29 protein-coding genes and 1 riboswitch are annotated in these 26124 nt (G+C 67.3%); of the genes, 14 read left to right on the forward strand and 15 right to left on the reverse strand.

Annotated features, from left to right (window positions below):
* Position 1 precedes the first annotated feature (1 nt).
* Together ABIC51_RS21770 and ABIC51_RS21775 are read right to left on the reverse strand one after the other, a co-directional pair.
* Positions 2-658, reverse strand: a complete 657-nt coding sequence (locus ABIC51_RS21770; RefSeq protein ID WP_175897486.1) for a Dabb family protein — start codon at positions 656-658, stop codon at positions 2-4.
* Entirely contained in the window at positions 648-992 is a 345-nt protein-coding gene (locus ABIC51_RS21775) for a hypothetical protein (RefSeq protein WP_175897487.1), read from the reverse strand. The genes ABIC51_RS21770 and ABIC51_RS21775 overlap by 11 nt, the downstream gene beginning before the upstream one ends.
* A 167-nt stretch (positions 993-1159) precedes the next feature.
* Between ABIC51_RS21775 and ABIC51_RS21780 the strand changes: the two genes are divergently transcribed.
* The 7 genes from ABIC51_RS21780 to ABIC51_RS21810 all read left to right on the forward strand — a co-directional run bounded on the left by ABIC51_RS21780 (position 1160) and on the right by ABIC51_RS21810 (position 9064).
* Positions 1160-2218, forward strand: coding sequence for a helix-turn-helix transcriptional regulator (locus tag ABIC51_RS21780; protein ID WP_175897488.1), 1059 nt, complete (start codon positions 1160-1162; stop codon positions 2216-2218).
* Positions 2219-2307: 89 nt separating this feature from the next.
* Positions 2308-2500: riboswitch (cobalamin riboswitch) on the forward strand.
* A 342-nt stretch (positions 2501-2842) separates the two neighbouring features.
* Positions 2843-4771: a TonB-dependent receptor domain-containing protein gene (locus ABIC51_RS21785; protein WP_146254409.1), complete on the forward strand. Its 1929-nt coding sequence runs from the start codon at positions 2843-2845 to the stop codon at positions 4769-4771.
* A 235-nt stretch (positions 4772-5006) separates the two neighbouring features.
* A complete protein-coding gene (locus ABIC51_RS21790) occupies positions 5007-5576 on the forward strand; it encodes a YdeI/OmpD-associated family protein (RefSeq protein ID WP_027791690.1) in 570 nt (189 codons plus the stop codon).
* A 204-nt stretch (positions 5577-5780) separates the two neighbouring features.
* The gene (locus tag ABIC51_RS21795; protein ID WP_146254408.1) at positions 5781-6626 is read left to right on the forward strand and encodes a GNAT family N-acetyltransferase; all 846 of its coding nucleotides are present in this window, start codon (positions 5781-5783) and stop codon (positions 6624-6626) included.
* Between the two features lie 402 nt (positions 6627-7028).
* Positions 7029-7601: a TetR/AcrR family transcriptional regulator gene (locus ABIC51_RS21800; RefSeq protein ID WP_027791692.1), complete on the forward strand. Its 573-nt coding sequence runs from the start codon at positions 7029-7031 to the stop codon at positions 7599-7601.
* Positions 7602-7623: 22 nt separating this feature from the next.
* Positions 7624-8619, forward strand: coding sequence for an alpha/beta hydrolase (locus tag ABIC51_RS21805; RefSeq protein WP_027791693.1), 996 nt, complete (start codon positions 7624-7626; stop codon positions 8617-8619).
* 19 nt (positions 8620-8638) lie between these two features.
* Complete coding sequence (locus ABIC51_RS21810) at positions 8639-9064, forward strand: DUF6331 family protein (RefSeq protein ID WP_146254407.1); 426 nt, start codon at positions 8639-8641, stop codon at positions 9062-9064.
* Here ABIC51_RS21810 and ABIC51_RS21815 read toward each other — a convergent pair.
* Entirely contained in the window at positions 9061-9693 is a 633-nt protein-coding gene (locus tag ABIC51_RS21815; RefSeq protein WP_146254406.1) for a LysE family translocator, read from the reverse strand. The genes ABIC51_RS21810 and ABIC51_RS21815 overlap by 4 nt on opposite strands.
* Positions 9694-9809: 116 nt before the next feature.
* Here ABIC51_RS21815 and ABIC51_RS21820 point away from each other — a divergent pair, with 116 nt between their 5' ends.
* Positions 9810-10271, forward strand: coding sequence for an Lrp/AsnC family transcriptional regulator (locus tag ABIC51_RS21820; protein WP_027791696.1), 462 nt, complete (start codon positions 9810-9812; stop codon positions 10269-10271).
* Positions 10272-10392: 121 nt separating this feature from the next.
* On the opposite strand, the gene ABIC51_RS21825 is transcribed toward ABIC51_RS21820, so the two are convergent.
* The 12 genes from ABIC51_RS21825 to ABIC51_RS21880 form a co-directional block, all read right to left on the reverse strand.
* Positions 10393-11814 (reverse strand): collagen-like triple helix repeat-containing protein, encoded by a 1422-nt coding sequence (locus ABIC51_RS21825; RefSeq protein WP_354006629.1) that lies wholly within the window; start codon positions 11812-11814, stop codon positions 10393-10395.
* A gap of 283 nt (positions 11815-12097) precedes the next feature.
* Complete coding sequence (locus ABIC51_RS21830) at positions 12098-12445, reverse strand: copper-binding protein (protein WP_060371928.1); 348 nt, start codon at positions 12443-12445, stop codon at positions 12098-12100.
* A 65-nt stretch (positions 12446-12510) separates the two neighbouring features.
* Positions 12511-13302, reverse strand: coding sequence for a DUF2182 domain-containing protein (locus ABIC51_RS21835; protein WP_060195631.1), 792 nt, complete (start codon positions 13300-13302; stop codon positions 12511-12513).
* Positions 13299-13943: a DUF1326 domain-containing protein gene (locus ABIC51_RS21840; protein ID WP_027791701.1), complete on the reverse strand. Its 645-nt coding sequence runs from the start codon at positions 13941-13943 to the stop codon at positions 13299-13301. The genes ABIC51_RS21835 and ABIC51_RS21840 overlap by 4 nt, the downstream gene beginning before the upstream one ends.
* A gap of 180 nt (positions 13944-14123) precedes the next feature.
* On the reverse strand, positions 14124-14423 hold the full coding sequence (locus ABIC51_RS21845) for a hypothetical protein (protein WP_021164379.1): 300 nt from the start codon (positions 14421-14423) through the stop codon (positions 14124-14126).
* A 235-nt stretch (positions 14424-14658) separates the two neighbouring features.
* Entirely contained in the window at positions 14659-14868 is a 210-nt protein-coding gene (locus ABIC51_RS21850; protein WP_354006630.1) for a LysR family transcriptional regulator, read from the reverse strand.
* Between the two features lie 42 nt (positions 14869-14910).
* Positions 14911-15159 (reverse strand): hypothetical protein, encoded by a 249-nt coding sequence (locus ABIC51_RS21855; protein ID WP_027791702.1) that lies wholly within the window; start codon positions 15157-15159, stop codon positions 14911-14913.
* Between the two features lie 94 nt (positions 15160-15253).
* The gene (locus tag ABIC51_RS21860) at positions 15254-15781 is read right to left on the reverse strand and encodes an acyltransferase (protein WP_146254404.1); all 528 of its coding nucleotides are present in this window, start codon (positions 15779-15781) and stop codon (positions 15254-15256) included.
* Positions 15782-15783: 2 nt separating this feature from the next.
* Positions 15784-16728 carry an electron transfer flavoprotein subunit alpha/FixB family protein gene (locus ABIC51_RS21865; protein WP_175897490.1) on the reverse strand — a complete coding sequence of 315 codons (945 nt, stop codon included), beginning with the start codon at positions 16726-16728 and terminating at the stop codon, positions 15784-15786.
* A gap of 16 nt (positions 16729-16744) precedes the next feature.
* Positions 16745-17494: an electron transfer flavoprotein subunit beta/FixA family protein gene (locus ABIC51_RS21870; protein WP_175897491.1), complete on the reverse strand. Its 750-nt coding sequence runs from the start codon at positions 17492-17494 to the stop codon at positions 16745-16747.
* Positions 17495-17526: 32 nt separating this feature from the next.
* Complete coding sequence (locus ABIC51_RS21875; RefSeq protein WP_027791706.1) at positions 17527-18315, reverse strand: SDR family NAD(P)-dependent oxidoreductase; 789 nt, start codon at positions 18313-18315, stop codon at positions 17527-17529.
* A gap of 66 nt (positions 18316-18381) precedes the next feature.
* Positions 18382-19218 carry an alpha/beta fold hydrolase gene (locus tag ABIC51_RS21880; protein WP_059683683.1) on the reverse strand — a complete coding sequence of 279 codons (837 nt, stop codon included), beginning with the start codon at positions 19216-19218 and terminating at the stop codon, positions 18382-18384.
* A 139-nt stretch (positions 19219-19357) separates the two neighbouring features.
* Here ABIC51_RS21880 and ABIC51_RS21885 point away from each other — a divergent pair, with 139 nt between their 5' ends.
* The 6 genes from ABIC51_RS21885 to dmpG all read left to right on the forward strand — a co-directional run bounded on the left by ABIC51_RS21885 (position 19358) and on the right by dmpG (position 26123).
* Positions 19358-20137: an SDR family oxidoreductase gene (locus ABIC51_RS21885; protein ID WP_175897492.1), complete on the forward strand. Its 780-nt coding sequence runs from the start codon at positions 19358-19360 to the stop codon at positions 20135-20137.
* Positions 20138-20290: 153 nt separating this feature from the next.
* Positions 20291-21856, forward strand: coding sequence for a DUF1302 domain-containing protein (locus ABIC51_RS21890; RefSeq protein ID WP_175897493.1), 1566 nt, complete (start codon positions 20291-20293; stop codon positions 21854-21856).
* A gap of 38 nt (positions 21857-21894) precedes the next feature.
* A complete protein-coding gene (locus ABIC51_RS21895) occupies positions 21895-23277 on the forward strand; it encodes a DUF1329 domain-containing protein (RefSeq protein WP_027791710.1) in 1383 nt (460 codons plus the stop codon).
* A gap of 102 nt (positions 23278-23379) precedes the next feature.
* Positions 23380-24162 (forward strand): 2-oxopent-4-enoate hydratase, encoded by a 783-nt coding sequence (gene dmpE / locus ABIC51_RS21900; protein ID WP_021159451.1) that lies wholly within the window; start codon positions 23380-23382, stop codon positions 24160-24162.
* Between the two features lie 13 nt (positions 24163-24175).
* The gene (locus ABIC51_RS21905) at positions 24176-25075 is read left to right on the forward strand and encodes an acetaldehyde dehydrogenase (acetylating) (protein WP_175897494.1); all 900 of its coding nucleotides are present in this window, start codon (positions 24176-24178) and stop codon (positions 25073-25075) included.
* A gap of 16 nt (positions 25076-25091) precedes the next feature.
* A complete protein-coding gene (dmpG, locus tag ABIC51_RS21910; RefSeq protein WP_175897495.1) occupies positions 25092-26123 on the forward strand; it encodes a 4-hydroxy-2-oxovalerate aldolase in 1032 nt (343 codons plus the stop codon).
* Position 26124: the final 1 nt, after the last annotated feature.

Genomic DNA, 26124 nt, shown 5'->3' on the forward strand with positions numbered 1-26124 from the left:
ATCACGCCGCCGTATCGGCCAGCAGGCTCGACGCGAGCGGACAGAACGCATGCGAGATCGCATCGACGGTCCAGTCGGGGCTTTCGGCATCGAACCGGCGGTCGACCCAGCCCCAGTGATACGGATGCATCAGGTATTCGCCGAGCAGATCGCCGACGTGCGCGAATTCCTGCTGCCACACGTGTGTCCATGCGCCGGGGGTCGCGATCCGGCTCAGGCGCCAGTTGCGGATGCCGGGCATGTACGCGGGCATGCGCAGCAGTTCGCGTTCGAGCGCGGCGACCTGCTCGGCGCCGGCCTGCGGCCGCACGCGCAACATCAGCGTGCGCCACACGCCGTCGCGCAGCGCGGGTTCGCGCAGGCCGCCGCCGATCGCGCGGCACACGGCGCCGTCGATGCGTACGATGCCGGGCAGTTGCGCGAGCGCGGCGAAATCCGCCGTGCCGTCGGCCGCGCCGTTGGCTGTGCAGTTGGCCGCCGAATCGGCTCGCAGCACGTCGAGCGTGTAGTCGCCCGCGCCCCAACTGCCGTCCTGGTTGCGCGCCAGCGCCACACGTTTCGCCCCGGCCAGCGCGTGTGCCGCTTCGTGCAACGCGCGTTCGATGCCACCGGCGTCGCGATCCCCCGACACGAACACCTGTGCCGTGTCATGCCGCATGATCGACCTCCGTCAGCGCGGGCAGCGGCGCATCGGCGTCCGTCATCACATGGCGGCGGCGCACGTCGCACCGCGCGTCGACCGCCATCCAGAAACCGACCACACCGGCATCCGTCAGCGCGCGCATCCGGTAGTAGGCCGGCGCATCGGCCACGTGCCAGGTCAGCCACAGCGTGCTCGGCTGCCCCGGCACCGCGACGGGCGGCGACACCCAGTGGCCAGCCGCCGTCAGCCCGCGTGCCGCATGGCCCGGCAGGTAGCGGTCGCGCAGCAGCGCAAGCACGTCGGGAATGCGCTCGGGCGCGAGCGTGATTTCGTCTACGATCTGGATCATTCGCGTGTCGTCCGTGGTCGTTCGTGACAGGGATCGGCGGCCGGCCTACGCCGTTCCGGCGAGGCCGCGGGCGGCCGGCGTGGATAGCATTCTTGCGTGGCGGCGATGAGCGGGCCCCTACCGGCCCGCTCACCAGCCCCTGTTGCAACGATCAGATCGGGAAACTCATGAAACAGCGCGCCATGCCGGCCCGCGGCCGCATCCTGCCGGGCCTCGGCGCGCGCCTGCTGAGCGAACTCACGCGCAGCGGCGCGCCGCCGGCCGACCGCGAGGCGCAGCAGCCTCGCCCGGCGGCGACACCGGGCGATTTCGTCGCGCTGTACCGCGACGCGATCGAGCGGCTCGAGGCGCGGGTCGCGCGCGGCGACGGTCACCCGCCGATGCGCAAGCGCGAAGTCGACCTGATGTGCCGCTGCCTGCTGAGTTGCGCGACGCTCGCCGACGCGATCCGCTGTGCGGCCGAGTTCTGCGAAATGCTGCAGCCGCGCGCCGGTCACCTGACGCTTGCGGTGCGCGACGGGCGTGCGCTGTTCCGGATGGATTCGCTGCGGCGTACGCGCAGCCCGGCCGCGTGCCTGGTCGACCTGACCGGGCTGTTCTGCTACCTGCAGCTGTTCGGCTGGCTGATCGGGCAGCCGTTGCGGCCGACCGACGTGTGGCTCGGCCATCCGCGCCGCGACGACGCGATGCCACTGCTCGGACTGTTCAATGCGCCGGTTGAAGTGGGCCGCAAGACCTACGGTTTCGCGTTCGATGCGGCGCGGCTCGCGTGCCGCGTGATCCGGCAGCCGGCCGAGCTCGACGCGTTTCTCGTCGATTTTCCGTTTCGCCTGATCGATGCGGCACCGGCCGTCGTGTCGTGGACGCAGCAGGTGCGCGGTTTCCTCGATGCGGCGCTCGCGCACGAACAGGCGTTGCCGGCACTCGCCGAACTGGCCGCGTGGCTCGGCGTCAGCGAGGCGACGTTGCGGCGGCGGCTGGCGGCCGAGCACACCGGTTATCACGCGCTGAAGGAGCAGTGTCTCGCCGAAGTCGCGCAACGCTGCCTGCGCGAATCGGACTGGCCGGTCGCGCGGGTCGCCGCGCATCTCGGGTTCGGCGGCGAGGAGGCGTTTCGCCGCGCGTTCGTCCGGTGGACAGGGGTCGCGCCGAGCCGGTTCAGGCGCGATCGCACGGCTTCGAACCACCCCGTTTCATCAGACATGAAACGCGGCGCCGACGCCTGAAAGAAAGGATTTCGAAAGGTCTTGCCCGGCAATGACGTTTTTTCGCATCCCTGCGTCGCCGGATATTTGACGCGGCGGCGCGCCCGCCATTACCCTTGCGCGCTGATGGTGCCCGGAGACGGGATCAAAAGGGAACGCAGGAGAGGCCATGCCTCGAATCTGCGGCTGCCCCCGCAACTGTGAGCGGTGAATTCGTGCCACTGCGCGCCACTGGGAAACCGGGAAGGCCCGCACGAATGACGACCCGCGAGCCAGGAGACCTGCCATCGACCCGAGGTCCAGGCAGCCGCACCGGGCGGGGTGTCCCGGCGCGCCAGGCACCGCCGTTGGCGGTCGCCCGCTGCATGGACGGCCCGACCTCAGGATCCGCCCGATGTCCATTGTTACCGCATCCGCTTCCGCACCGGAAGCGCCGCGCCGGCACGCCGCCGGCCTGCACGGCCCGCCCGCACGCGCGTGCCGTTCCCTATCGACTGCGTCCGCCGGCGTGCACCGCGCCGACGCCCGCGACACCGGCCTGCCCGGCCCGGTCGCGCGATAACCCGATCACCGATAACAAGACCGGTGCTGCGCGCCGCCCGCTCACGATCGACGCCGGCGCAGCCCGACGACAACGACAGCCTCATGAAGATTCGACACCTCCTTGCCACGTCCGCCGCGACCGCGCTTCTCTCGCCCCTCGCCCACGCCGCCGGCGACACCGCGGTTTCGCAACCGGCCCCGGCCGCCGAAGGCACCGACCTGCCGACGATCAACGTGACCGACACGCGGCGCCTGCCCGAGTCGTTCGACCAGCGTTATGCGACGACCCAGGTGCTCACGCGCACCGATCTCGACCGGCTGTCGCCGAGCGACCCGAGCATCACGCAGGCGCTTGCGACGCTGCCCGGCGTGACCGTCTCGCAGAGCGGCGGCCCCGGTTCGTCCGCGTCGGTCAGCATCCGCGGCTCGTCGGCCAACCAGGTCGCCGTGTTCATCGACGGCATCCGGATCGGTTCGCCGACCACCGGCATCGCGCCGTGGGCCGACTTGCCGACCGAAGCGTTCGAACGCGTGGAAGTGATTTCGGGGCCGGCTGCCGCGTCGTTCGGCGCCAATGCGATGGGCGGCGTCGTGCAGCTCTTCACGCGCCGCGCCGCCAACCAGCCGAACCAGACGACCGTGTCGTTCGGCGGCGGGTCGAACAAGACGTTCGACACGCAGCTCCGCACGTCGGGCACGGTGCCGTCGACCGGGCCGCTCGCCGCGCTCGGCGGGCTCACCTACTCGCTCGGCCTGCGCTCGTACAACACGGCCGGCATCGACTCGACGCGGCCCGTGCTGCCGTACCATGAGGCCGGCCGCAACCCGTACCACGCGCAGGATCTCGATGCGCGCCTCGGCTACGCGCGCGACAATTGGTCGATCTCGACGTTCGCGCTGTATCACCGGTCCGATCTGTCCTACGACAACAGCGGTTATGCGAACCGCCAGCTCGATCATCAGCTGACGACCGGTATCGCGTTCCATCTCGACATCACGCCCGACACGCAGTTCGACCAGTCGTTCGGTTATGCGAACGATCGCCAGTTCCTCTACGCGAGCGATCCGGGCATCCCGACCGACCAGATCAATTCGCAGCGCATCAGCACGTCGACGTCGTTGACGCATCAGGAACGCGGGTTCCACCTGTTCGGGCTGCCGCTGTCGGGCGAGACCAAGCTCGCGTACGACTTCACGCGCGAGCAGGCGTTCCTGCCGGTCGATATTCCGGACGGCATACCGACGCGCAACGATTCCGCGTTCTCGCTGCATCAGTCGGCGACGCTCGGCAGCGTGACGATGTTCCTCGCGGGGCGCCATGAAATCATCGCCGGGCAGTCGGTGAATACGGGTAACGCGGCGCTGTCGTGGGCGATCACGCCGGTGTATACGGCGCGCGTGTCGTACGGCAATGCGTTCAAGCTGCCGACGTTCAACGACCTGTACTACCCCGGCTACGGCAATCCGGGGCTCAGCCCGGAACGCAACACGTCGGTCGAGGCCGCGGTCGATGCGAACACGTCGTATGGCACGTTCACGGCCGCGATCTACGACACGCGGGTCACCAACCTGATCGCGTACAACCCGGCGACGTTCTCGCCGATGAACATCGGTCGCGCGCATATTCGCGGCATCGACCTGTCGTACAAGGGGACGATCGGCCGCTCGACGCCGGTGAGCGTCGCGGTCGGGATCCTGAATCCGCAGGACGAGACCAACGACTCCTGGCTCAGCCGCCGCCCGCGCCAGACGGTCAGCGTCAACATCGATCACACGTGGGATGAACTCCACCTGCATGCGTTGAGCACGGGGGCGTCGCTGCTTTACGGCGGCACGACGTTCGACGATCCGGCCAACTCGACCTATCTGCCGTCGTACCTGACGGTGGGCCTGCGCGCGTCGTACCGGGTCAATTCGCACCTGACGGTGTCGGCGACGGTGTCGAACCTGTTCGACCGGCAGTACATGACCGCGTATGGATACAACACGCTTGGGCGGACGGCGTTCGGGAAGGTGAGTTACACGTTCTGACGGGTGAATGGGGAGACCTTGGCGCGGTTGGCGGCAAGGTCTCCCGTCGGGAGGCGGTGTTCGATGCTTCCGTCACCGGGTATGGGAAACGGTATTGCGACCCAAACCCGTCGACGGGCTGGTGACTGCGGATCTGCCGGTCTTTCGGTCGCGCCACGGGCGTCTATGTCCGTATCAACACTGTTAGACTGCGGACGCCTTCCCCGTAGATGTACTCACCATTCAGGACATCGACATGACCGAATGCACGCTCACGTTTTCCAGTCAGATCGAATGGGAAAGCTGGTTAGGGGAAAACGGCAGCACTTCAACCGGCGCATGGCTGCGTCTGGCGAAAAAAGGCACCGGGCAGCGAACCGTCACCTACGAACAGGCGCTGGAAAGCGCCCTCTGCCACGGCTGGATCGATGGTCAAAAGCGGGCCGGGAACGACCAATACTGGTTGCAACGCTTCACCCCACGCTCCGCAAAAAGCCTGTGGTCGCAACTCAACAAGGACCGGGCTGAAGCACTGATCGCCGCAGGCAGAATGCGCCCGCGCGGCATGAGCGAAATCGAGAAGGCCCGGAGGGACGGCCGCTGGAACGCTGCTTATACGTCGGCCAGCAACTCGACCGTGCCGGACGACCTGCAGGCGGCCTTGGACGCCAATCCCGGCGCCAGGAAATTCTTCGCAACCCTGAACAGCCGTAACCGCTATGCGATTCTGTATCGCATACAGAATGCCAAAAGGCCCGAAACAAGGGCGCGCAAAATCGGGGAGTTCATCGACATGCTGCTGCGTGGCGAAACCTTCCATCCATGAATTTTTCACCGACGGAGATTTTCCCGAACGTCGGGTATATGACCCATCACGGCCGCTTCGGCTCGGCATCCTTCATCACACACTCGTTCCATTCTTCGGACTATGATGATCCGGCCGGCAGCCACGGGGCTGCCGGCCCACGCTTCCTCGATGCATTTCACGTGACGCAACGCGCATTCCCGAGCGCAGCGACCGGGGTGAATCATGGATCAACACGAAGACTTCATCGTGCGCACCATGTCGGCCGACGAGGTGGCCATGTCGATCGAATGGGCGGCGGCGGAAGGCTGGAACCCCGGCCTGCATGATCCGTCCTGTTTCGGGGAAGCGGACCCGGCCGGGTTCTTCGTCGGCGTCTGGCGCGGCGAGCCCGTCGCGTGCCTCGCCGCCGTCGCCTACGACGAACGCTTTGGTTTCATCGGCCTCTACATCGTGAAACCCGGGTTTCGCCGCAAGGGCTTCGGCATCCGAATCTGGCAGCACGGCATGCGTTACCTCGCCGATCGCAACATCGGGCTCGATGGTGTCGTGGCCCAGCAGGCGAACTACCGGAAGTCCGGATTCGCGCTCGCGTACCGCAACATCCGCTATCAGGGGCGCGTGGACGGCATCGGGTGCGCGCACGTGACAGCCGCGGCCGACGTGCCGTTCGAGCAGTTGCTCGCCTACGACCGCCAGTGCTTTCCAGCGGCACGCGCGCGTTTCGTCTCCGCGTGGATCGCGCAGCCGGATGCCGTGGCGCTCGTGACCGTCGACGCCGGCCGTATCGCCGGATACGGTGTCGTGCGCCGCTGCAAGGCGGGCTGCAAGGTCGGCCCGCTGTTCGCCGACGACGCAGGCGTTGCCACCGGGCTGTTTCGCGCGCTGGCCGCGCGCATGCCCGGCGAGGTCATCGTGCTCGACGTGCCGGAAACGAACCCCGCAGCCGTCGCGCTGGCGGAACGGCACGGCATGACGAGCGTCTTCGAAACCGCGCGGATGTACACGAAAGACGCGCCGCCGATTGCAATCGAGCGCGTGTTCGGGGTGACGTCGTTCGAGCTGGGGTAATCGTCGCGAACGGGGCGGACGCCCAAGTCGCTACGCGATGCAACGTCAGCAAGCGTGGCTGGGTAATTCCGCCCTCTACGGCCCTTGTACGGCAGGTACGGGCATCGTGCGGGCATCAACGGGCCACCCGTCGGAACAGGTGATGCGCAGACGACGCAGATCCCGATCGCCGCGACAGCCGGGTGGATATGGCTTACATGCCCGGCACATGTTTGTCTCCGCTTCCTGACGCACGACACCCGACCCAAGCGGCCATCCCCGATCACATGAAGCCATAGCGCTTCGACGCACCGGAACACGTCACCCCAATGACGCACAGGCAGAACCGGCACGCCCGGGAAATTGACAACCCCGCCAAACCTAATACAATTAGCCTCTCGACTAACTTGAATAGCATCCGTCATGGCACGCGCCGGCATCACCCTGGACAAACTCGTCGAAGCCGGCGCACAGCTCGCCGATGAGACCGGCTTCGAGCACCTGACCGGCGCAGCGCTCGCGCGTCACTTCGACGTCAAGCTCGCCAGCCTGTACTCCCATGTCCCGAGTTTCGACGACCTCAAGAGCCGGATCGCACTCTTCGCGCTGAGGGAACTCGCCGATCGCGCAACCGAAGCACTGGCCGGCCGTACCGCCAAGGACGCGCTGACAGCGCTCGCCAACGTCTATCGCGACTACGCGCGCGAGCACCCCGGCCGTTTTGCAGCCGCGCGCCACCCGCTGAGCGTCGAGCGCGCCACTGAAAGCGCCGGCGGCCGGCTCGTCAGGATGACCTCGGCCGTGCTGCGCGGCTACGACATGCCGGAAGCCGAGCAGCCGCATGCGATCCGCCTGCTCGGCGGCTTTTTCATGGGCTACGTCACACTCGAAAGCGCCGGCGGGTTCTCGCACAGTGCACCGGCTTCCGACGCGTCGTGGTTGCGCAGTCTCGATGCGCTGGACGTGATGCTGCGCCACTGGCCTTGCGCCGCATGACTCGCCCAACGGAGCTGAATCGATGAAAGACCAACCCGACGGCGTGGTCCTGCCGAGCCGTGTCGTCCCCTTCCCGGCCTCGATCAGCGAAGAGGCGCGAGCCGCGTTGCAACGGCTGGTCGGCAGCGACGGCGTGCCGCTGAACGCGCTGCACGTGATGCCTGCCCCGGACGATTTCGACGCATGGATGCGCGTGAAGGCGGCCGCTGACGCGCACTACGCGACGGCCATCGAGCAGCTCGGCGGTCATCTGCGTTCAAGCGTGGAGACGATCCGGGCCGGCGCCGCGGACGTGCACGTCGCCACGCCCGAGGCAGTGGCTTCCGGCGAATGCGCGTACATCGACCTGCATGGCGGTGCGCTGATTCTCGGCGGCGGCGCCGCATGCCGCGCCGGCGCGCAGATGCAAGCCGACCGGCTCGGCATTCGATGCTACGGCGTCGACTATCGCCTGCCGCCCGAACATCCGTATCCGGCCGCACTCGACGATTGCATCGCCGCGTATGCGTACGTGCTGGAGCGCTACGCACCGAAAAACATCGTCATCGGCGGGCGCTCGGCGGGCGGCAACCTCGCCGCCGCGATGGTGCTGCGCGCCCGCGACGAAGGGCTGCCGCTGCCGGCCGCGCTGGTGCTGCTGTCGCCGGAAGTCGACCTGACCGAATCCGGCGACAGCTTCGAAACCAACCGCCTCGTCGACGTGGTGTTGCCGACGTCGCTGATGCCGAACAACCTGCTCTACGCGAACGGCGCCGATCTCGCGCATCCGTATCTGTCGCCGCTGTTCGGCGATTTCGCTGCCGGTTTCCCGCCGACCTTCATCCAGAGCGGCACACGCGACCTGTTCCTGTCGAACGCGGTCCGCCTGCACCGCGCATTGCGGCGTGCGCAGGTGCCGACCGAGCTTCACCTGTTCGAAGGCATGCCGCATGGCGGGTTCATGGGCGCACCCGAGGACATGGAACTGGGCCAGGAAATCGCGCGCTTCGTGCGTGCGCATTTGCCTGCATTGAATTGAATCCGTCGAGCGTCGGACGATGAACGGCAAACCCCACAAGGACGACATCGGCATCGGCCCGGATCGCTGGATCGAATTCGGCGATCTGTCGGGCGGGCAGGCGCAGGTGGTCGCGATCGATCCCTGTCTGGCCGGGGTCATGTCGTTGATCGATGCACTGGAGACGGACTGTGTCGCCGCATGCTGCGGCATCGACGCATTCGGTTTCTGGCCGGACGAGATCGCGGTTGCCGTGAGCACGCTCGATCGCGCTGCGCTGGCACGGCTCGCCGACGATCTGCTGTCGGTTCAGCGTGCGATCGACGCGTTGCCGTCCGATCTCGTCGTCAGCACGCGGATGAACCAGTTTTTCAGGAAGGCGGTGTTACTCGAGTTGCTCGCGCATATCCGGACGACTATCGACGCGATCCGGTCGCAGCGCGATGCGCGCGACGCATCGACCTAAATGACGCCGCGCACGCCCGCGACCACCTGAACCACGCCGAACCCCGCGACGACCGCGGCCGACACGCGCGACAGCCCGTGCATGAACCCGAACGACATCCGCGTGCGCAGCGCGGCGGTCGTACCGCTCAGGCACAGCCACCACGTTGCGGAGCCGATGAACACACCGGCGACCATCAGCGCCACGGCCGGCCACATCGCGCCTTCCCGCGCCCCCGACAGCGGGCCGAGCGCCGCGAAGATCCCGACGAACGACAGGATCGTCATCGGGTTCGACAGCGTCAGGCCGAACGTCGTCAGGAAATCGCGCAGGACGGTCGTGCGCGGCAGGTCGCGTTGCGCCGTCGACGCGGCCGGCGCCTGGCGCGCGATGGTCCACGCCAGCCACACGAGGAATGCGCCCCCAGCGATTTTCAACCCGACGGTCAGCATCGGGAACGCCGTGACGATACCCGCGATGCCGAGCGCACCGAGCAGGCCATAGATCGCATCGGCGCACGCGGCGCCGACGCCCGTCGCGAATCCCGCCTGAAAGCCGCGGCTCAGGCTGCGCTGGATGCACAGCATGCCGATCGGGCCGACCGGCACCGCGATCGACAGCCCCATTACGACGGACTTGATGAACAGCATCGCCTGCTCCTTGCGACATGTGACGCGTTGAACAGGCATCGTAGGGAAAGTCCGGTCATCGCTGAATGCGGTTTTTAAGGAAAAATGGCGGCTCCACCTTAAAAAATTCCACCGCGATGGACGATCTGGACTGGAAGGTACTGGCGCTGTTGCAGGCCAACGGCCGCATCAGCTACACGGAGCTGGCGCGCCAGGTGCACCTGTCGGTGCCGGCGGTGACGGAGCGCGTGAAGCGCCTCGAAGCGGCCGGCGTCGTCGAGGGCTACACCGCGCGGATCAATCCTGCCGCCGCCGGCTATCCGGTCAGCGCGCTGATCGGCATCACGGTGCCGCAACCGGCGAAAGCGAAATTCCTCCGGTTGCTGGAGACGATTCCCGAAGTCGTCGAATGCCATCACGTGACGGGCGCGGACTCGTATGTGATGCGACTCGTCGCGATCAGCATGACCCATCTCGAACAACTGATCGAACGCATCAACCTGTACGGCGAAACACGCACGTCGATCGTGATGTCGACACCGCTGCCCGCACGCGGATTGGCGCGGCCGCCGTCGCCGCGCGACATCGTTCGCGATTGACGCATCGAGCGGCCCCGCCCGCTCCGCTTTCCGCGGGAGACCATCAAGAAACCCGGCCGGCGGTAACCGGAGGCCAATCTTCATCTGGCCGGTTACCGCCGTGACGATCCGCACCGATCGGCTACTTGCCGGCCACGCCGCCAAGCAGGCCGCCCACCAGCCCCGTAATGGGCGCGAGCGGATTGGCAAGCGCACCCAGCGGCGAGCCGCCGTCCGCGCCGGTCGCGGAACCGTTGCGAACGGTCGCCGGCATGCCGCCGACCACGCTCGTCACCAGGCCCGCCACCGGCACCGCGCCGTTCGCGCCGCTCGGGTTCACGAGGCCGCCCACGTTGGTCACGGTGTTGCCGACCGCGCGAACGAGCCCGCCGACGCCGCCGACCAGCGGCTGGGGCGACGTGGACGTCACCTTCCATCCCGCCGACGTGATCGCGCCGCCGATCTGTCCGAGCAGGCCCGCGACCGGCTGTCCGAGGCCGGTCGCCGTGCCGACCTGCTGCGTGACCTGGCCGACGGTCGTGACGAGCGGCGTGATCGCCGTGCTGATCGCCTGCGTCGTCTGCTGGACCGGGCCCGACGACAGGGCCGAGCCGAGCATGGTGCCGCCCGCCTTGATGCCGCCGGACACGGTGTCGAGCAGGCCGCCGACCGGTGTCGTGAGCGGCGCCAATGGCGACAGCGGGCCGGTGCCGAGCGCCTTCACCGTGTCGCCGAGGCCGGCGACCGGATTGCCGACCGAGCCGACGATGGAGCCGAGCCCGGCGACCGTCGTGCCGACGGGGTTCGCCGTGAAGCCAGTCTGGCCGATGCCGTTGCTCACGGCGTTCGACGTGTCGCTGATGATCGTGCCCACGCCCGTGACCGTGTTGCCGAGGCCGGTGGTCACGCCCTTGCCGACTCCCGGCGGGCTCACGCCGCTGATCGTGGCGCCGGCATCCATGACGACCACGCCGACGGAACTGATGATGCCGTTCGTGCCGGGGGTTCCGCTGGTGCCGCTTGTGCCGCCGGTTCCGTTCGTGCCGCTGGTGCCACTCGTTCCGCTGGTGCCACTCGTTCCGCTGGTTCCACTCGTGCCGCTGGTTCCGCTCGTCCCGCTCGTTCCGCTGGTCCCACTCGTGCCGCTGGTCCCACTCGTCCCACTCGTCCCACTCGTCCCACTCGTCCCACTCGTCCCACTCGTCCCACTCGTCCCACTCGTCCCACTCGTGCCGCTGGTTCCACTCGTGCCGCTGGTTCCACTCGTGCCGCTGGTTCCGCTCGTGCCGCTGGTTCCGCTCGTGCCACTAGTTCCGCTCGTGCCACTGGTTCCACTCGTGCCACTGGTTCCACTCGTGCCACTGGTTCCGCTCGTGCCACTGGTTCCACTCGTGCCACTGGTTCCGCTCGTGCCGCTAGTCCCGCCCGTTCCACTCGTACTCGTTCCGATGTTGTTGCCACCCGGCTTCGGCGCCGTGACATCGCTGCCGCCACAAGCCGCCAGCGCACACGCCGCGGCAATGGCGGCGAGCGCAACGTTCGCCTTGATGAAATGATTTTGCATGGAAGCCCCCGTCCGCAATTCAGCGCGATCCTTCCTGCAAGCATCTAGCGTGCCATGCCCGTCGGTTCCTGTAACGATCCCGCCGCCGCACCGCAGCGCCCCTGCCGACGCCATACTCCCGCGCAGCACATCGCCCGCGCCGCCACCCGCGGCGTTCGATCCGACCGTGCGTTCCGGCAGCACCGACGTAACACCGATCCGGCGTTACGTAGCACGACTCCAAAAAAACGGCCGGGACCGCACACCGCCGGTCCCGGCACATTGCACATGCCCCGCGTCGTCGTCAGCGACGCTTCACGATCTTCACAATCGTAAGCGTGCCGTTCACGCTTTCGACGCGCACCCTGACCTTGTCGTCGACATGAAGCGACGTCAGCATCGCCGCATCGCCGACCTTGAACGCCATCGTCATCGGCGGCATCCCGACGTTGTCGAGCGCGCCATGCTTCAACATGACCAGCCCGCGCCCGGCATCGATCTCCTTGACCTCGGCATCGGTCAGCGCCGCATCCGGCGCCGACATCGTCGAACGCCCCATGCTCATCGCAGGCATGTCGCTGCCCGCGAACGCCGGCATCGCAACGACGGCCGCCGCGCCCCACGCGGCGAACGCGTGAAAGCAGGTCTTCATCGATCGCCCCCCCGGCCCCGAAGACATTCCCGTTGTTCATCGAAGCCGCGACGCGGACGCCCGGCTCAAACGAACAACGTCGCACCGGCCCATGCGATCAGCACGACGCCCAGCATGCGCCCGGCGCGCTCGCCGCCGGGCAGGATTTTTTCCGCGAACACGAACACCGACAGCGCGGCGATCCACACGACGTTCATCACGCCGCCGACGAACAGCAGCGCCATCAGCAACCCGCAGCACCCGACGCAATACATCCCGTGTCGCGCACCGAGCAGGAAACTGCCGGCGATGCCCGGACGCCAGTGCGCAACCAGAAAAGCGGCCGGCGCGCGGCATTGCCGAAGGCATGCACGTTTCAGCGGCGAGAATTGATAGAGCCCGGCCAGCGCGAGCACGGCCGCGGAAAGCACCGCACTCTTCGACCACAGCATCATCGCGGAGATCAGCCCGGCCGGCTGCAGCAGTTCCTGGAGCAACGCCGCGCCGACCGAGAACGCGAACCACGCGGCCAGATAGCCGGCCAGCAGCGACATCGACGTCAACGCAGCCGCCGCGCCGTCCGCGCCGCGATGCCTGAGCACGCGCCGGTACAGCATCACGAGCGGCGCCGCGCTGGGCGTCATCATCGCGATCATCATCACCCACCACATCGCGATCACGGTCGGCAGCGACGGATCCATGCTGCCCATGTCGCCCGTCAGCCGATGCGGAAAGAGCGCGATCGCCGTCATCTGCAGCGCCGACATGCCGGTGCCCGCGCCGGTCCACAGGTAGAACCAGCACACGCCGACGAGCGCGGCCATGCCGAGCAGCGTGACGACGCGCTCGCGCCCGAGCCAGATGTCGAACGGAGTCATGCCGCCGCGCGATGCCGGATCAGCCCGTGGTTGTTCAGGTGCAGCCGCGCGAACTGCGCATAGGTTCCGTCGAGGTTCAGCACGATGTTGCCTTGCGAGCGCCCGGTGCCCGAACCGATCTCGGCGAGTTCGTACTCGAAGCCGTTCGGCAGGTCGATCCGCGCGCGATGCTCGGCGCCCGTCACCGGGTTGCGGATCGGATCGCCCGCGACGTCGAACACGCCGTCGACATGAATCCGGCCGTGCCGCGCATCGACATCGACGTCGAAATCGATCTTCGTGAAGATCGGCTCGAACGCGTGCTCAAGCGTCGACGCGAATACCGCGAACATCGTCGCAAACGGATCGGTATCCTGACCGGTCATGATCTTCAGCACCGCTTCGCGCTGCGCCGGACTCGCGCGCTCGTCGACGATCGGCTGGCACTTGCCACGGCCTTCGTGGACCGCCCCCGGCCACTGAAACACGACCGCGATCCTGACGCCGTCGAGCACCACGTCGCCGTAGTGGCCGCTGTCGATCGAAATCGCACCCATTGCTTCGCATCCGCCGTGGGTCGGCGGTGCATTGAACTGGCAAGGGCATCCGTATGAGCAATTGCAGCTCATCATTTCGGTGCCCTGAATCTCCCACGGCGTCATGGCTTCACCTCGCGCGCTGTAACACACATGAATGCTTCGAATCTAGTGCACGGCATCGGGGAAATCAAAGCGGGAACGGATGACCGATACGACGGGGAAAACCCGCGAATTCCGGTGTCGCGCATGGCGCGTCGACCGGCTCGCGGACGGCCGCTCAGGTCGAGACGTCACGCCCGCACGTCACACGACCAGCGACGCGACGATCGCACACCACACGGCACTTGCGCCGCACAGAAACACGCGCCGCGCGACGAGCATCCGCGACTCGTCGCCGGCGGTCTTCATCGGCGAAGTCGCGAGGAACGGCACGCTGGCGAGGCACGCGAAACCCGCGAGCGCGAGCACGATCACGACGTAATCGCCGAACCGCCAGGGCAACGGTTCGTGCAATCCCCAGTAGCCGAGAAACAGCATGCCCATCGAAAACATCGTCGCGGCGGCCGAACTGAGCGCGACCACCGATCCCGTCGGAAATTGCATGGGAGCCTCCCCTCGCGCATCGCGCGCGACGCCGGATCATTATCCCGGCGCGGAGGGGAAAAGCACAACGCCGGCCGGCAGCAGGCCGTGCCGCTCGCGGCGCGCGAGCGCAAGCACGTCGCGGCGAAACGCGGAATCGCAGATCGGCCGGAAAATCGGAATCTCTGACGGTACTACGCGGTGATATCGAACTTGCTCAGGATCGCGATGCTTTCGCTTGCGCCGGCAACGCGCTTCATCGTCCCGATAGAATGGGGGCGGAACACGGGGTCGACCTGCCGGCATTCCGGCGGCGTCTTGCGCAGGGGGGTGCCCGCGGGATCTTGCCGGCCGGCGTCAGCGTCAGCCGCGGCGCGCGCTCGAGCAACGATACGCCGATCGCCTCCTCGAGCAGCCGCACATGCGTGTCGATCGCGGACGGCGCGGCGCCGATGATCGTTGTCACGGATTGACAGAACCCGGATTCGCGCGACAGAAGTGCCCGCCTTCAGCCCGGCTTCTTCGTGGCCTGCACGACGGAAATCCAGCCCACCACCGCCGCGGCGACCCAGCAACAGGCGATCATCAGGTCGAGATCCATCCAGCCTTCGAAATTCGCGCTGTTTTCGAAGCTGCAGCGCTGATGGCCCCTGACCCACACGCAGCCGCTGATGAACTGCTGGATGTGCATATAAACGCTGTAGACAGCAAAAGCCGACGCGATGACCGTGAGCCGCAAACGGACGTTCTTTTTCATGTGACGCGAATGCCGGTGGAAAGCCAGTGCCGATCTTACGGCAACGGCAACCTGCCCGGCAATCCGTCGCATCCTGCCCCCGGATGCCCTTCGCTCACGCGTCGATCCGCCTGATCGTCCTCAGGCAATCCGCCGCCAGCTGCTGATAAATCCGCGTGCCGTTCGCCTTCGCGTCGATCTCCGCGTCGCTCAGCCGACGCACGACGCGCCCCGGCATGCCCGCGAGCAGCACGCCGCGCGGCACGTCGTAGCCGGCCTTCACGAATGCGCACGCGGCGACGATCGTCGTGGCGCCGATGGTCGCGCCGTCCATCACGACCGCATTCATTCCGATCATCGTGTCGGGTTCGAGCGTCGCGCCATGCACGATCGCACCGTGGCCGATGTGGCTATTGACGCCGAGCCGGCACGTCTCGCCGATCCCGACATGCAGCACGCAGCCATCCTGCACGTTGCTGCCGTCTTCGACGACGATCGCGCCGAAGTCGCCGCGCAGGCTCGCATGCGGACCGATGTAGCAGCGCGCGCCGATCGTCACGTCGCCGATCACGACCGCGCTCGGGTCGACATACGCGGACGGATCGACGCACGGCCGCATTCCGTTGAATTCGAACAGCGGCATCGTCAGAGCGCCGCGACCGCTTCCGGCACGAGCGCGAACAGGTCGCCGACCACGCCGTAGTCGGCCACGCTGAAGATCGGCGCTTCCGGGTCCTTGTTGATCGCGACGATCACCTTCGAGTCCTTCATGCCGGCCAGATGCTGGATCGCACCCGAGATGCCCACCGCGATGTACAGCTGCGGTGCGACGATCTTGCCGGTCTGGCCGACCTGGTAGTCGTTCGGCACGTAGCCGGCGTCGACTGCCGCGCGCGATGCGCCGAGTGCCGCGTTCAGCTTGTCGGCCAGCGGCTCCAGCACCTTCGTATAGTTCTCGCCGCTGCCCAGACCGCGGCCGCCCGACACGATGATCTTCGCGCTGGTGAGCTCCGGACGGTCCAGCTTCGTCACTTCACGGCTCACGAACTGCGACTTGCCGGCGTCTGCCGCCGCTTCGATCTTCTCGACCGACGCGCTGCCGCCTTCCGCCGCCACCGGATCGAAACCGGTCGCACGCACCGTGATGACCTTGATCGGGTCGCTCGACTGCACCGTCGCGATCGCGTTGCCCGCGTAGATCGGGCGCTCGAACGTGTCGACCGACACGACCGCCGTGATCTCGGAGATCTGCGCGACGTCCAGCTTCGCGGCGATACGCGGCGCGATGTTCTTGCCGTATGCAGTCGCAGGCGCGAGGATGTGCGAATAGTCCTTCGCGATGTTCAGCGCGGTCGCTTCGACGTTTTCCGCGAGGCCCGCTTCGAGTTGCGGCGCATCGGCCAGCAGCACCTTCGATACCCCGGCGATCTTCGCGGCCGCGTCGGCCGCCGCTTGCGCGTTGTGGCCAGCGACCAGAACATGCACGTCACCGCCGCCTGCCGCGCCGAGCGCCTGCGCAGCCGCCACCGCATTGAGTGTCGCGGCCTTGATCGATGCGTTGTCGTGTTCCGCAATTACCAGAATCGTCATTTCGTTGCGTTCCCTGTTACAGCACCCTGGCTTCGGTCTTCAGCTTCGCGACCAGCGTCTGCACGTCCGGCACCTTCATGCCGGCTGCGCGCTTCGGCGGCTCGTTCACGTTGAGCACTTTCAAACGCGGCGTCACATCCACGCCAAGGTCGCCGGGCTGCACGATCTCGAGCGGCTTCTTCTTCGCCTTCATGATGTTCGGCAAGGTCACGTAGCGCGGCTCGTTCAAACGCAGGTCGGTGGTCACCACGGCCGGCAGTTGAAGCGACAGCGTTTCCGCGCCGCCGTCGACTTCGCGCGCAACCGTCGCACGCCCGTCGGCCACCCCCACCTTCGATGCAAACGTCGCCTGCGGCAAACCCGCCAGCGCGGCCAGCATCTGCCCGGTCTGGTTCGAATCGTCGTCGATCGCCTGCTTGCCGAGGATCACGAGCGACGGCTGTTCCTTGTCGAGCAGCGCCTTCAACACCTTCGCGACGCCCAGCGGTTCAACGCTGTCGTTCGATTCGACGAGGATCGCGCGATCCGCGCCGATCGCGAGCGCTGTGCGCAGCGTTTCCTGCGCCTGCGCGACGCCGACCGACACGGCTATCACTTCGGTCACGACACCGGCCTCCTTCAACCGCACGGCCTCCTCCACCGCAATCTCGTCGAACGGGTTCATCGACATCTTCACGTTCGCGATGTCGACGCCCGTCCGGTCGGATTTCACGCCGACCTTCACGTTCGCGTCGACCACGCGTTTCACTGCCACGAGCACTTTCAACTGCGCGTCTCCCTTGTGGTGCGATCGCCGCGTCAGCGCGCGGTATAACCGCCGTCGATCACGAGCTCCGCGCCGGTCACGTAACGGCCGGCCGGCGACACGAGATACAGGATGCCGGCCGCGATGTCACGCGGGCTGCCGATCTTCGCCATCGGCACGTGCGTCTGCAGGTAGCCGAACACGTTGTCGGGATCCTGCCCCATCTGGCGGAACGCTTCCTCGAGCATCGGCGTACGGATATAGCCGGGATGCACCGAGTTCGCGCGGATGTTCTTCGCCGCGTACAGCATCGCGTCGACCTTCGCCATCATCCGCACCGCGGCCTTCGACGCGTGATACGCGGGCACGTCGGGCCCGCCGACGATCCCGTACATCGACGACAGGTTCACGATCGAGCCGCCGCCGGCCGCGTCGATATGCGGAATCGCGGCACGCGTGCACAGGAACACGCCGTTCACGTTCACGTCCTGCACGCGCTGCCACTGCGCGAGCGTGAGCTCGTGCGTCGGCACGTTGTGGCCTTCGATGCCCGCGTTGTTCACGAGCACGTCGAGGCGCCCGAAGCGCGCGACGATCTCGCCGAACACGCGCGCCACGTCGGCCTCCTGCGTCACGTCGAGCGACCAGAACGCGGCCTGGCCGCCCTGCGCGCGGATCTCCTCGACGAGCGCTTCCGCCGGTTGCGACAGCACGTCGAGAATCGCGACGCTCGCACCGGCCGCGGCCAGTGTGCGCGCGGTCTCCGCGCCGATGCCGCGCGCGCCGCCGGTGATCGCGGCCACCTTGCCGCGCAGGTCGAACAGGTCTTCGATGAGCTTCATGTCGTCTCCATGTATGTGTTCAGACGGCCCGCCCGCATCGGGGCAGGCCCTCGCGGGCATCCGGCGTTATCGCGTATTCCGCGCCGCAAGAAAATCGAGGCATTCCCGATTGAAATAGTCGGCGTGTTCCACCATCACCCAGTGGCCGCACCGGTTCATCAGCACGAAACGCGCGTCGCGGCAGCGTTCGAGGAACTTCAGCGCGCCGCCGACCGGATTGAAACGATCGTCCGTTCCCCAGAAACCCAGCACCGGGCAGCGCAGGTCGCCGAGCGCGCCGGTCAGGTTCGGCACGCTCATCGTCGAGAGCACTTCGGTCGGCTGCTCGACGCACACCTTCATCCGCTCGGCCACGAGCGCGTCGGTGACGATCGCCGGATCGTGCACGAGCAGCGTCAGCAGCTCGCGCATCGTGTCGTCATTCATCTGGCGATTGGTGAACAGCTTCACCATCCGCTGGATGCCTTCCATCCTGAAATAGGTGTCGCGATCCTCGACGCCGCCCGGCGCCATCATGATCAGCCCGTCGACTTCGTCCGGGTAATCGAGCGCGTACTTGAGCGCGATCGCACCGCCGAGCGAATTGCCGAGCAGCACGGCCGGCCCGATCCCGAGCGCGTCCAGTTGCGCATGCAGCGCGCCGACGAAAAAATCGAGCGTATAGGCGACGTCGGACGGCTTCGACGACTGCCCGTAGCCCGGCAGGTCGACGACGATCGCGCGATGGCCGGCCGCCGCGAACGCGGGCACGTTGTGCTTGAAGTTGCTGAAACCGCTGGCGCCCGGGCCGCTGCCGTGGATGAACACCACGGGCCGGCCTTCGCCCGCCTCGTAGTGGTGCAGGCGCAGGCCGCCCGGCACGTCGGTGAAGATGCCGGCCGGCGGCGTCGTGGGGATCGTCATCGCGGGTTGTCTCCTTCGTCGTTCGATGGATGCCTGGCCACGATGATTGCGCCGCCGGCGCCGGCCGGCATCATCCTTTCAGACTACGAAGCCGCGCGCGCTTCTTCCTATCATCGGCCCACCGAAACGGAGGCAGACGATGAACGGATTCGACTACAGCGGCAAGACGGTGCTCGTGACGGGCGGCACCAAGGGCATCGGGCGGCGCATCGCCGAACGGTTTCTCGCGGCGGGTGCGCGCGTGTTCGTCTGCGGACGCAGCGCGCCCGACACGCCGCCCGCGGCCGGCAGCCGCAAGGCGGCATTCGTCGCGGCCGACCTGCGCGACATCGAGCAGGTCGACGCGATGCTCGCAACCCTCCGCGCGGAGGCCGGCGGCCTCGACGTGCTCGTCAGCAACGCGGGCGGCTCGCCGTTCGCGCTTGCGGCCGATGCGTCGCCGCGCTTCACCGAATCGATCGTGCGGCTGAACCTGATCGCGCCGCTGCAGCTCGCGCAGCGCGTGAACGCGATCATGCAGCCGCAGCCCGAAGGCGGCGTGATGCTGTTCATCGCGAGCGTCAGCGCGTCGCGGCCGTCGCCCGGCACGGCCGCGTACGGCGCCGCGAAAGCGGGCCTCGTCAACGCGGTCACGTCGCTCGCGGTCGAGTGGGCGCCGCGGGTGCGCGTGTGCGCGATCAGCCCGAGCCTCGTGCAGACGGAATCGGCCACCGAAGGCCACTACGGCGACGACGATGCGCTCGACGCGATCCGCGCGACGATTCCCGCCGGCCGCCTCGCGACACCCGACGACGTTGCCTCCGCGTGCCTCTTTCTCGCGTCGCCCGACGCGTCGTACACGTCGGGCGCGAACCTGCGGCTCGACGGCGGCGGCGAACGGCCCGCGTTCCTGTCGGCGGCACAGGCGAACGCGCGATGACACGCGTCGCGCACGCGGCATCGCGCGATCGTTGCCAGTCCTAGGGAAGTCATCTAGTTCATTTTGACGATTCCCTGCTACCGCGATCTCCCTACTCTGCCTCTCACGACAACACATAGTCGACCGTCGTCGATACCCCCAAGAGGAGACACCATGCATCAACGGATTTCGCGCCGTACCGACAAGCGGGCCACCGCCACGCTGTCGACGCTGGCCGCCGCGCTGCTGACGTGCGCCGTTCCCGGCGCGCACGCCGGCAGCACGATCGAGCTGGGCGCCGACACGACGCTGGACTACACGTTCACGCTCAGTTACGGCCTCGGCATGCGCACCCGCGCACCGAGCGGCAATCTCCTCACGCCGGCGAACATCAACGGCGACGACGGCGACCGCAACTTCGCGAAGAACAAGCTGATCGAGAACCAGGTCAGCCTGCTCGGCGAAGTGAACCTGAAGCACGACGACTGGGGTGTGTTCGTGCGCGCCGACACGTTCTACGACCAGGCGTACCACCGCCCGAACTACAACGACGCGCCGGGCACCGTGAACCAGTCGGGCCAGTACAACAATTTCACGAGCGACGCGCGCTACTGGTCGGGCGGCCACACGACGCTGCTCGCCGCGTATGCATACAACACGTTCCACATCGGTTCGACGAGCCTGAACGTGAAGGTCGGCGATCAAGTGGTCGCGTGGGGCGAAAGCCTGTTCTTCCCGAACATCGCGGGTGCACAGGGGCCGTCCGACGCGACCAAGTCGTACATGGCCGGCGCCGAGGTGAAGGACATCCTGCTGCCGGTGCCGCAGATCTCGACGCAGTGGCAGATCACGCCGAACTTCAGCCTGCTCGGCTACTACCAGTTCTCGTACCAGCAGAACCGGCTGACCGCGCCCGGCACGTACTGGAGCTACTCCGACGTGACCGGCCCGGGCGCGCAGTTCATCATCGGCCCGGGCGGGATGATCATTCCGCGCGGCCCCGACGACAAGCCGAGCGCACGTAACCAGTGGGGGATCGGCGCGCGCTTTCGCGTGCTCGGCGACACCGAGCTGGGCCTGTACCACCTGCACTACAACGACATGAACCCGAGTGTCGTCACCACGTACTTCCCGACGCTCCAGTACCAGCAGACCTACTTCAGCAACATCAAGCTGACCGGCGCGAGCTTCTCGACGCAGGTCGGCCCGGTGAACGTCGCGGGCGAAGTGTCGTACCGCCAGGGCGCGGCGGTGCTCGTCAATACCGCGACGGGCCCGCAGTCGACCCGCGCGAACGTGCTGCAGACCAACCTGTCCGGCATCTACTCGATCGGGCCGAGCTTCCTCGCGAATTCGCAGTCGCTGATCGGCGAACTGACGTACGTGCATGCGGGCAGCATCTCCGAGCTCGACGGGTCGACCACGCTCGCCAACTCGCGCAACGCGCTCGCGATGGAGATCGCGTGGACGCTCAGCTACAAGAACGTGTTCAACGGCTGGGATCTCGACGTCCCGCTGACCTACACGCACGACCTGACGGGCACGTCGCCGCTCGCCGGCGCGCTCGGCTCGCTGACGGGCCAGGGCGACCACCGCGTGACGGCCGGCGTGACGTTCACGCGCCTGAGCAACCTGCAGCTGTCGCTCGTCTATGCGAAGTTCCTCGGCTCGCCGAACCCGGTCACGCGCCCGCTCGCGGATCGCGACTACGTGCTGGCCACGGCGACCTACCACTTCTGAGCGGCCCGGCCGCTCGTCACTCAGCAAGAGGATTTGTCATGAAGCGAATTCGTCTCCCCCTCCTGCGCGCGTCGGTGATCGCCGCGTGCGCACTCGCCGCGACGGCGTCGTACCCGAAGGTCACGCCGGACGACCTGAAGGCGCTCGACGGCCAGTTGACCCCGATGGGCGCCGTGCGCGCCGCGAGCAAGGACAGCGGCGTGCCCGAGTGGTCGGGCAAGTGGCTCGGCACGCCGCCGGACGTGCAGTACAAGCGCGGCAGCCGTTACCCCGATCCGTACGCGAGCGAGAAGCCGGTCGCGACGATCACCGCGGAGAACATGGCGCAGTACGCGGAGCACCTGACCGACGGCCAGAAGGCGATGTTCAAGCGCTATCCGGCCACGTTCAAGATCATCGTCTACCCGACCCACCGCGACTTCCGCTATCCGGATTCCGTCTACAAGGACATTCGCACGTACGCGCCGGATTCGACGATGACGTCCGACGCGAACGGCCTCACGAACGCGCCGCCGACGGTGCCCTATCCGATCCCGAAGACCGCCGCCGAATTGCTGTGGAACCAGCGCTTCTCGTCGTCGATCGGCACCGAGCAGGCCACCTACGACCAGGCGGTCGTCTACTCCGACGGCAACATCGCGTGGGGCAAGGTGCGCTACGACATCTACTCGCCGCGCAACGTCGGCAAGTACGACGTGAAGAGCGACCTGAACAACCGCACGTACTACCGCAACGCGACGGAGCTGCCGCTGTCCGATCGCGGCTCGCTGATCGTCGGCTTCACGAACTGGGACAAGGCCGGCGCCGACAACTCGTCGCGCACGTGGATGTACAACCCCGGCACGCGGCGCGTGCGCCAGGCGCCTGAATACGGCTACGACCAGCCGCAGGGCCCGGGCGGCTTCCGCACGGTCGACGACGACCGCCTGTACAACGGCCCCGGTGATCGCTACGACTGGAAGATCGTCGGCAAGCGCGAGATCTACGTGCCGTACAACAACTACAAGGTGATGGACAGCGCGGTGAAGTACGGCGAACTGCTGACCAAGGGTCACGAGAACCCGAGCTACATCCGCTACGAACTGCATCGTGTGTGGGTGCTGCAGGCCACGCTGAAGAGCGGCTACCGTCACCAGTACGCGAAGCGCGTGCTGTACATCGACGAGGATTCGTGGCAATCGCTGCTCGCGGACAACTACGACGCGCGCGGCCAGCTGTGGCGTACCAACGTCGCGACGTCGCTGTACGCATACGACGCGAAGGTGTTCTACCCGAGCGCGGTGTTCTTCCACGACCTGATCTCCGGCGCGTACATGGCCGACCGCCTGACGAACGAAGGCCCGATGCCGAAGCTCGACAACAGCCCGCAGTTCAACGAGGCGTATTTCTCGCCTGACGCGATCCGCAGTTCGGGCAACTGATCGACCGACCGACGCGGCATGCCCGCGACCCACGCGCCGGAGCCCCGCTCCGGCGCACGACGCCGCCCGTGACGGCGGCCATTTCCATTCGAGGGCCCTTTCATGTCTTCCCGCCTGCATACGACGCTCGGCGACGAGCTGTACGCCGCATGGCACGCGCGCGCACCGGTCGCGCCGCTGTCGGGCCGTGCGCGCCGCCTGTCGCTCGACGACGCGTACCGCATCCAGCAGCGCTTCATCGAACGCCGCGTCGAACACGGCGAAGCGGTCGTCGGCAAGAAGATCGGCGTGACGAGCCAGGCCGTGCAGGACATGCTGAACGTGCGCCAGCCCGATTTCGGCATCCTGCTGTCGGGCATGCACTACGCGGCCGGCGAAGCGATCGCCGCCGATTCGCTGATCGCGCCGCGCGCCGAGGGCGAGATCGCGTTCATCCTCGCGCGCGACCTGCGCGGCCCCGGCATCGACCGCACCGACGTAATCGCCGCGACGGCCGCCGTCGCGCCCTGCTTCGAGATCGTCGACTCGCGCATCCGCGACTGGGCGATCCGCATCGAGGACACCGTCGCCGACAACGCGTCGTGCGGCGTATACGTGCTCGGCGAAACGCGCGTCGACCCGCGCACGCTCGATCTCGCCGCGTGCGAGATGACGATCGAGAAGAACGGCGAGCCCGTCGCGCAAGGCCGCGGCGACGCGGCGCTCGGCCATCCCGCCGACGCGGTCGCGTGGCTCGCGAACACGCTCGCCGCGTACGACGTGCCACTGCTTGCCGGCGAGATCGTGCTGTCCGGTTCGCTCGCGAAACTGATTCCGGTCACGGCCGGCGACGCACTGTCGATGCATATCTCCGGCATCGGCAGTTGCGACGTCCGCTTTATCTAAAGGAACCATCCTGATGAAGAAAATCAAATGCGCACTGATCGGGCCCGGCAACATCGGCACCGACCTGCTGGTCAAGCTGCGCCGCTCGCCGGTGCTCGAACCGGTGTGGATGGTCGGCATCGATCCGGCCTCCGACGGCCTCGCGCGGGCACGCGAGTTCGGCCTGAAAACCACCGACAAGGGCGTCGACGGGCTGCTGCCGCACGTCGCCGCCGACGAGATCCGCATCGCGTTCGACGCGACGTCGGCCTACGTGCACCGCGACAACTCCGACAAGCTCACCGCGCTCGGCGTGAAGATGGTCGACCTGACGCCCGCCGCGATCGGGCCGTACTGCGTGCCGCCGGTGAACCTCGACGCGCATCTCGACAGCGCGCAGGCGAACGTGAACATGGTCACGTGCGGCGGCCAGGCGACGATCCCGATGGTGTACGCGGTGTCGCGCGTGCAGCCGGTCGCGTACGGCGAGATCGTCGCAACGGTATCGTCGCGCTCGGTCGGCCCCGGCACGCGCAAGAACATCGACGAATTCACGCGCACGACGTCCGGCGCGATCGAACAGGTCGGCGGCGCACGCAAGGGCAAGGCAATCATCGTGATCAACCCGGCCGAGCCGCCGCTGATCATGCGCGACACGATCCACTGCCTGACCGACGGCCCGCCCGACGTCGACGCGATCACCGCGTCCGTGCATGCGATGGTCAAGGAAGTGCAACGCTACGTGCCCGGCTACACGCTGAAGAACGGCCCGGTGTTCGACGGCAATCGCGTGTCGGTGTTCATGGAGGTCGAAGGGCTCGGCGACTACCTGCCGAAGTACGCGGGCAACCTCGACATCATGACCGCCGCCGCGGCCGCCACGGCCGAGCGTTTCGCCGAACAGATGCTGGCCGCGACGGCCGCCACCGCTTGAGTCGAGGAGTCACACGATGTCACTTGCAGGCAAGAAGATCACCGTCCACGACATGTCGTTGCGCGACGGCATGCACCCGAAGCGCCACCAGATCACGCTCGACCAGATGCGCAACATCGCGCGCGGGCTCGACGCGGCCGGCGTGCCGCTGATCGAGGTCACGCACGGCGACGGGCTCGGCGGCGCCTCGGTCAACTACGGTTTCCCCGCGCACACCGACGAGGCGTACCTGGGCGCCGTGATCCCGGAGCTGAAGCAGGCGAAGGTATCGGCGCTGCTGCTGCCCGGCATCGGCACCGTCGAGCATCTGCGCATGGCGCACGAACTCGGCGTCGGCACGATCCGCGTCGCGACGCACTGCACCGAAGCGGACGTATCGGAACAGCACATCGGCCTCGCGCGCACGCTCGGCCTCGATACGGTCGGCTTCCTGATGATGGCGCACATGTCGTCGCCGGCGCAGCTCGTCGTGCAGGCGAAGCTGATGGAATCGTACGGCGCGAACTGCATCTACATCACCGATTCGGCCGGCCACATGCTGCCCGACGACGTGACCGCGCGGATCGGCCAGGTGCGCGACGCGCTGAAGCCGGAGACGGAGCTGGGTTTCCACGGCCATCACAACCTCGCGATGGGCGTCGCGAACTCGGTCGCGGCCGTGGCGGCCGGTGCGAACCGGATCGATGCGGCCGCGGCCGGCCTCGGCGCCGGCGCGGGCAACACGCCGATGGAAGTGTTCGTCGCGGTATGCGACCGGATGGGAATAGAGACGGGCGTCGACGTGTTCGCGATCTCGGACGTCGCCGAGGATCTCGTCGTGCCGATCATGGATTCGCCGATCCGCCTCGACCGCGACGCGCTGACGCTTGGCTATGCGGGCGTCTACTCGTCGTTCCTGCTGTTCGCGAAGCGCGCGGAAGCGAAGTACGGGATTCCCGCGCGCGACATCCTCGTCGAACTGGGCCGGCAGCGGCTCGTCGGCGGGCAGGAGGACATGATCGAGGACGCGGCGCTGACGATGGTGCGGTCGCGGGAGGTGGCGGCGTAAG

The sequence above is a fragment of the Burkholderia sp. 572 genome (assembly GCF_040545135.1).
GTDB lineage: Bacteria > Pseudomonadota > Gammaproteobacteria > Burkholderiales > Burkholderiaceae > Burkholderia > Burkholderia cepacia.

Coding starts and splice junctions, on each gene's coding strand:
- ABIC51_RS21855 (WP_027791702.1), bottom strand. CDS start 15,159: ATGAAAAAGAACGTCCGTTTGCGGCTCACGGTCATCGCGTCGGCTTTT.
- ABIC51_RS21800 (WP_027791692.1), top strand. CDS start 7,029: ATGGCACGCGCCGGCATCACCCTGGACAAACTCGTCGAAGCCGGCGCA.
- ABIC51_RS21815 (WP_146254406.1), bottom strand. CDS start 9,693: ATGCTGTTCATCAAGTCCGTCGTAATGGGGCTGTCGATCGCGGTGCCG.
- ABIC51_RS21780 (WP_175897488.1), top strand. CDS start 1,160: ATGAAACAGCGCGCCATGCCGGCCCGCGGCCGCATCCTGCCGGGCCTC.
- ABIC51_RS21820 (WP_027791696.1), top strand. CDS start 9,810: ATGGACGATCTGGACTGGAAGGTACTGGCGCTGTTGCAGGCCAACGGC.
- ABIC51_RS21905 (WP_175897494.1), top strand. CDS start 24,176: ATGAAGAAAATCAAATGCGCACTGATCGGGCCCGGCAACATCGGCACC.
- ABIC51_RS21825 (WP_354006629.1), bottom strand. CDS start 11,814: ATGCAAAATCATTTCATCAAGGCGAACGTTGCGCTCGCCGCCATTGCC.
- ABIC51_RS21785 (WP_146254409.1), top strand. CDS start 2,843: ATGAAGATTCGACACCTCCTTGCCACGTCCGCCGCGACCGCGCTTCTC.
- ABIC51_RS21845 (WP_021164379.1), bottom strand. CDS start 14,423: ATGCAATTTCCGACGGGATCGGTGGTCGCGCTCAGTTCGGCCGCCGCG.
- ABIC51_RS21885 (WP_175897492.1), top strand. CDS start 19,358: ATGAACGGATTCGACTACAGCGGCAAGACGGTGCTCGTGACGGGCGGC.
- ABIC51_RS21830 (WP_060371928.1), bottom strand. CDS start 12,445: ATGAAGACCTGCTTTCACGCGTTCGCCGCGTGGGGCGCGGCGGCCGTC.
- ABIC51_RS21875 (WP_027791706.1), bottom strand. CDS start 18,315: ATGAAGCTCATCGAAGACCTGTTCGACCTGCGCGGCAAGGTGGCCGCG.
- ABIC51_RS21890 (WP_175897493.1), top strand. CDS start 20,291: ATGCATCAACGGATTTCGCGCCGTACCGACAAGCGGGCCACCGCCACG.
- ABIC51_RS21790 (WP_027791690.1), top strand. CDS start 5,007: ATGACCGAATGCACGCTCACGTTTTCCAGTCAGATCGAATGGGAAAGC.
- ABIC51_RS21860 (WP_146254404.1), bottom strand. CDS start 15,781: ATGCCGCTGTTCGAATTCAACGGAATGCGGCCGTGCGTCGATCCGTCC.
- ABIC51_RS21895 (WP_027791710.1), top strand. CDS start 21,895: ATGAAGCGAATTCGTCTCCCCCTCCTGCGCGCGTCGGTGATCGCCGCG.
- ABIC51_RS21880 (WP_059683683.1), bottom strand. CDS start 19,218: ATGACGATCCCCACGACGCCGCCGGCCGGCATCTTCACCGACGTGCCG.
- ABIC51_RS21810 (WP_146254407.1), top strand. CDS start 8,639: ATGAACGGCAAACCCCACAAGGACGACATCGGCATCGGCCCGGATCGC.
- ABIC51_RS21840 (WP_027791701.1), bottom strand. CDS start 13,943: ATGACGCCGTGGGAGATTCAGGGCACCGAAATGATGAGCTGCAATTGC.
- ABIC51_RS21775 (WP_175897487.1), bottom strand. CDS start 992: ATGATCCAGATCGTAGACGAAATCACGCTCGCGCCCGAGCGCATTCCC.
- ABIC51_RS21865 (WP_175897490.1), bottom strand. CDS start 16,728: ATGACGATTCTGGTAATTGCGGAACACGACAACGCATCGATCAAGGCC.
- ABIC51_RS21805 (WP_027791693.1), top strand. CDS start 7,624: ATGAAAGACCAACCCGACGGCGTGGTCCTGCCGAGCCGTGTCGTCCCC.
- ABIC51_RS21835 (WP_060195631.1), bottom strand. CDS start 13,302: ATGACTCCGTTCGACATCTGGCTCGGGCGCGAGCGCGTCGTCACGCTG.
- dmpG (WP_175897495.1), top strand. CDS start 25,092: ATGTCACTTGCAGGCAAGAAGATCACCGTCCACGACATGTCGTTGCGC.
- dmpE (WP_021159451.1), top strand. CDS start 23,380: ATGTCTTCCCGCCTGCATACGACGCTCGGCGACGAGCTGTACGCCGCA.
- ABIC51_RS21795 (WP_146254408.1), top strand. CDS start 5,781: ATGGATCAACACGAAGACTTCATCGTGCGCACCATGTCGGCCGACGAG.
- ABIC51_RS21770 (WP_175897486.1), bottom strand. CDS start 658: ATGCGGCATGACACGGCACAGGTGTTCGTGTCGGGGGATCGCGACGCC.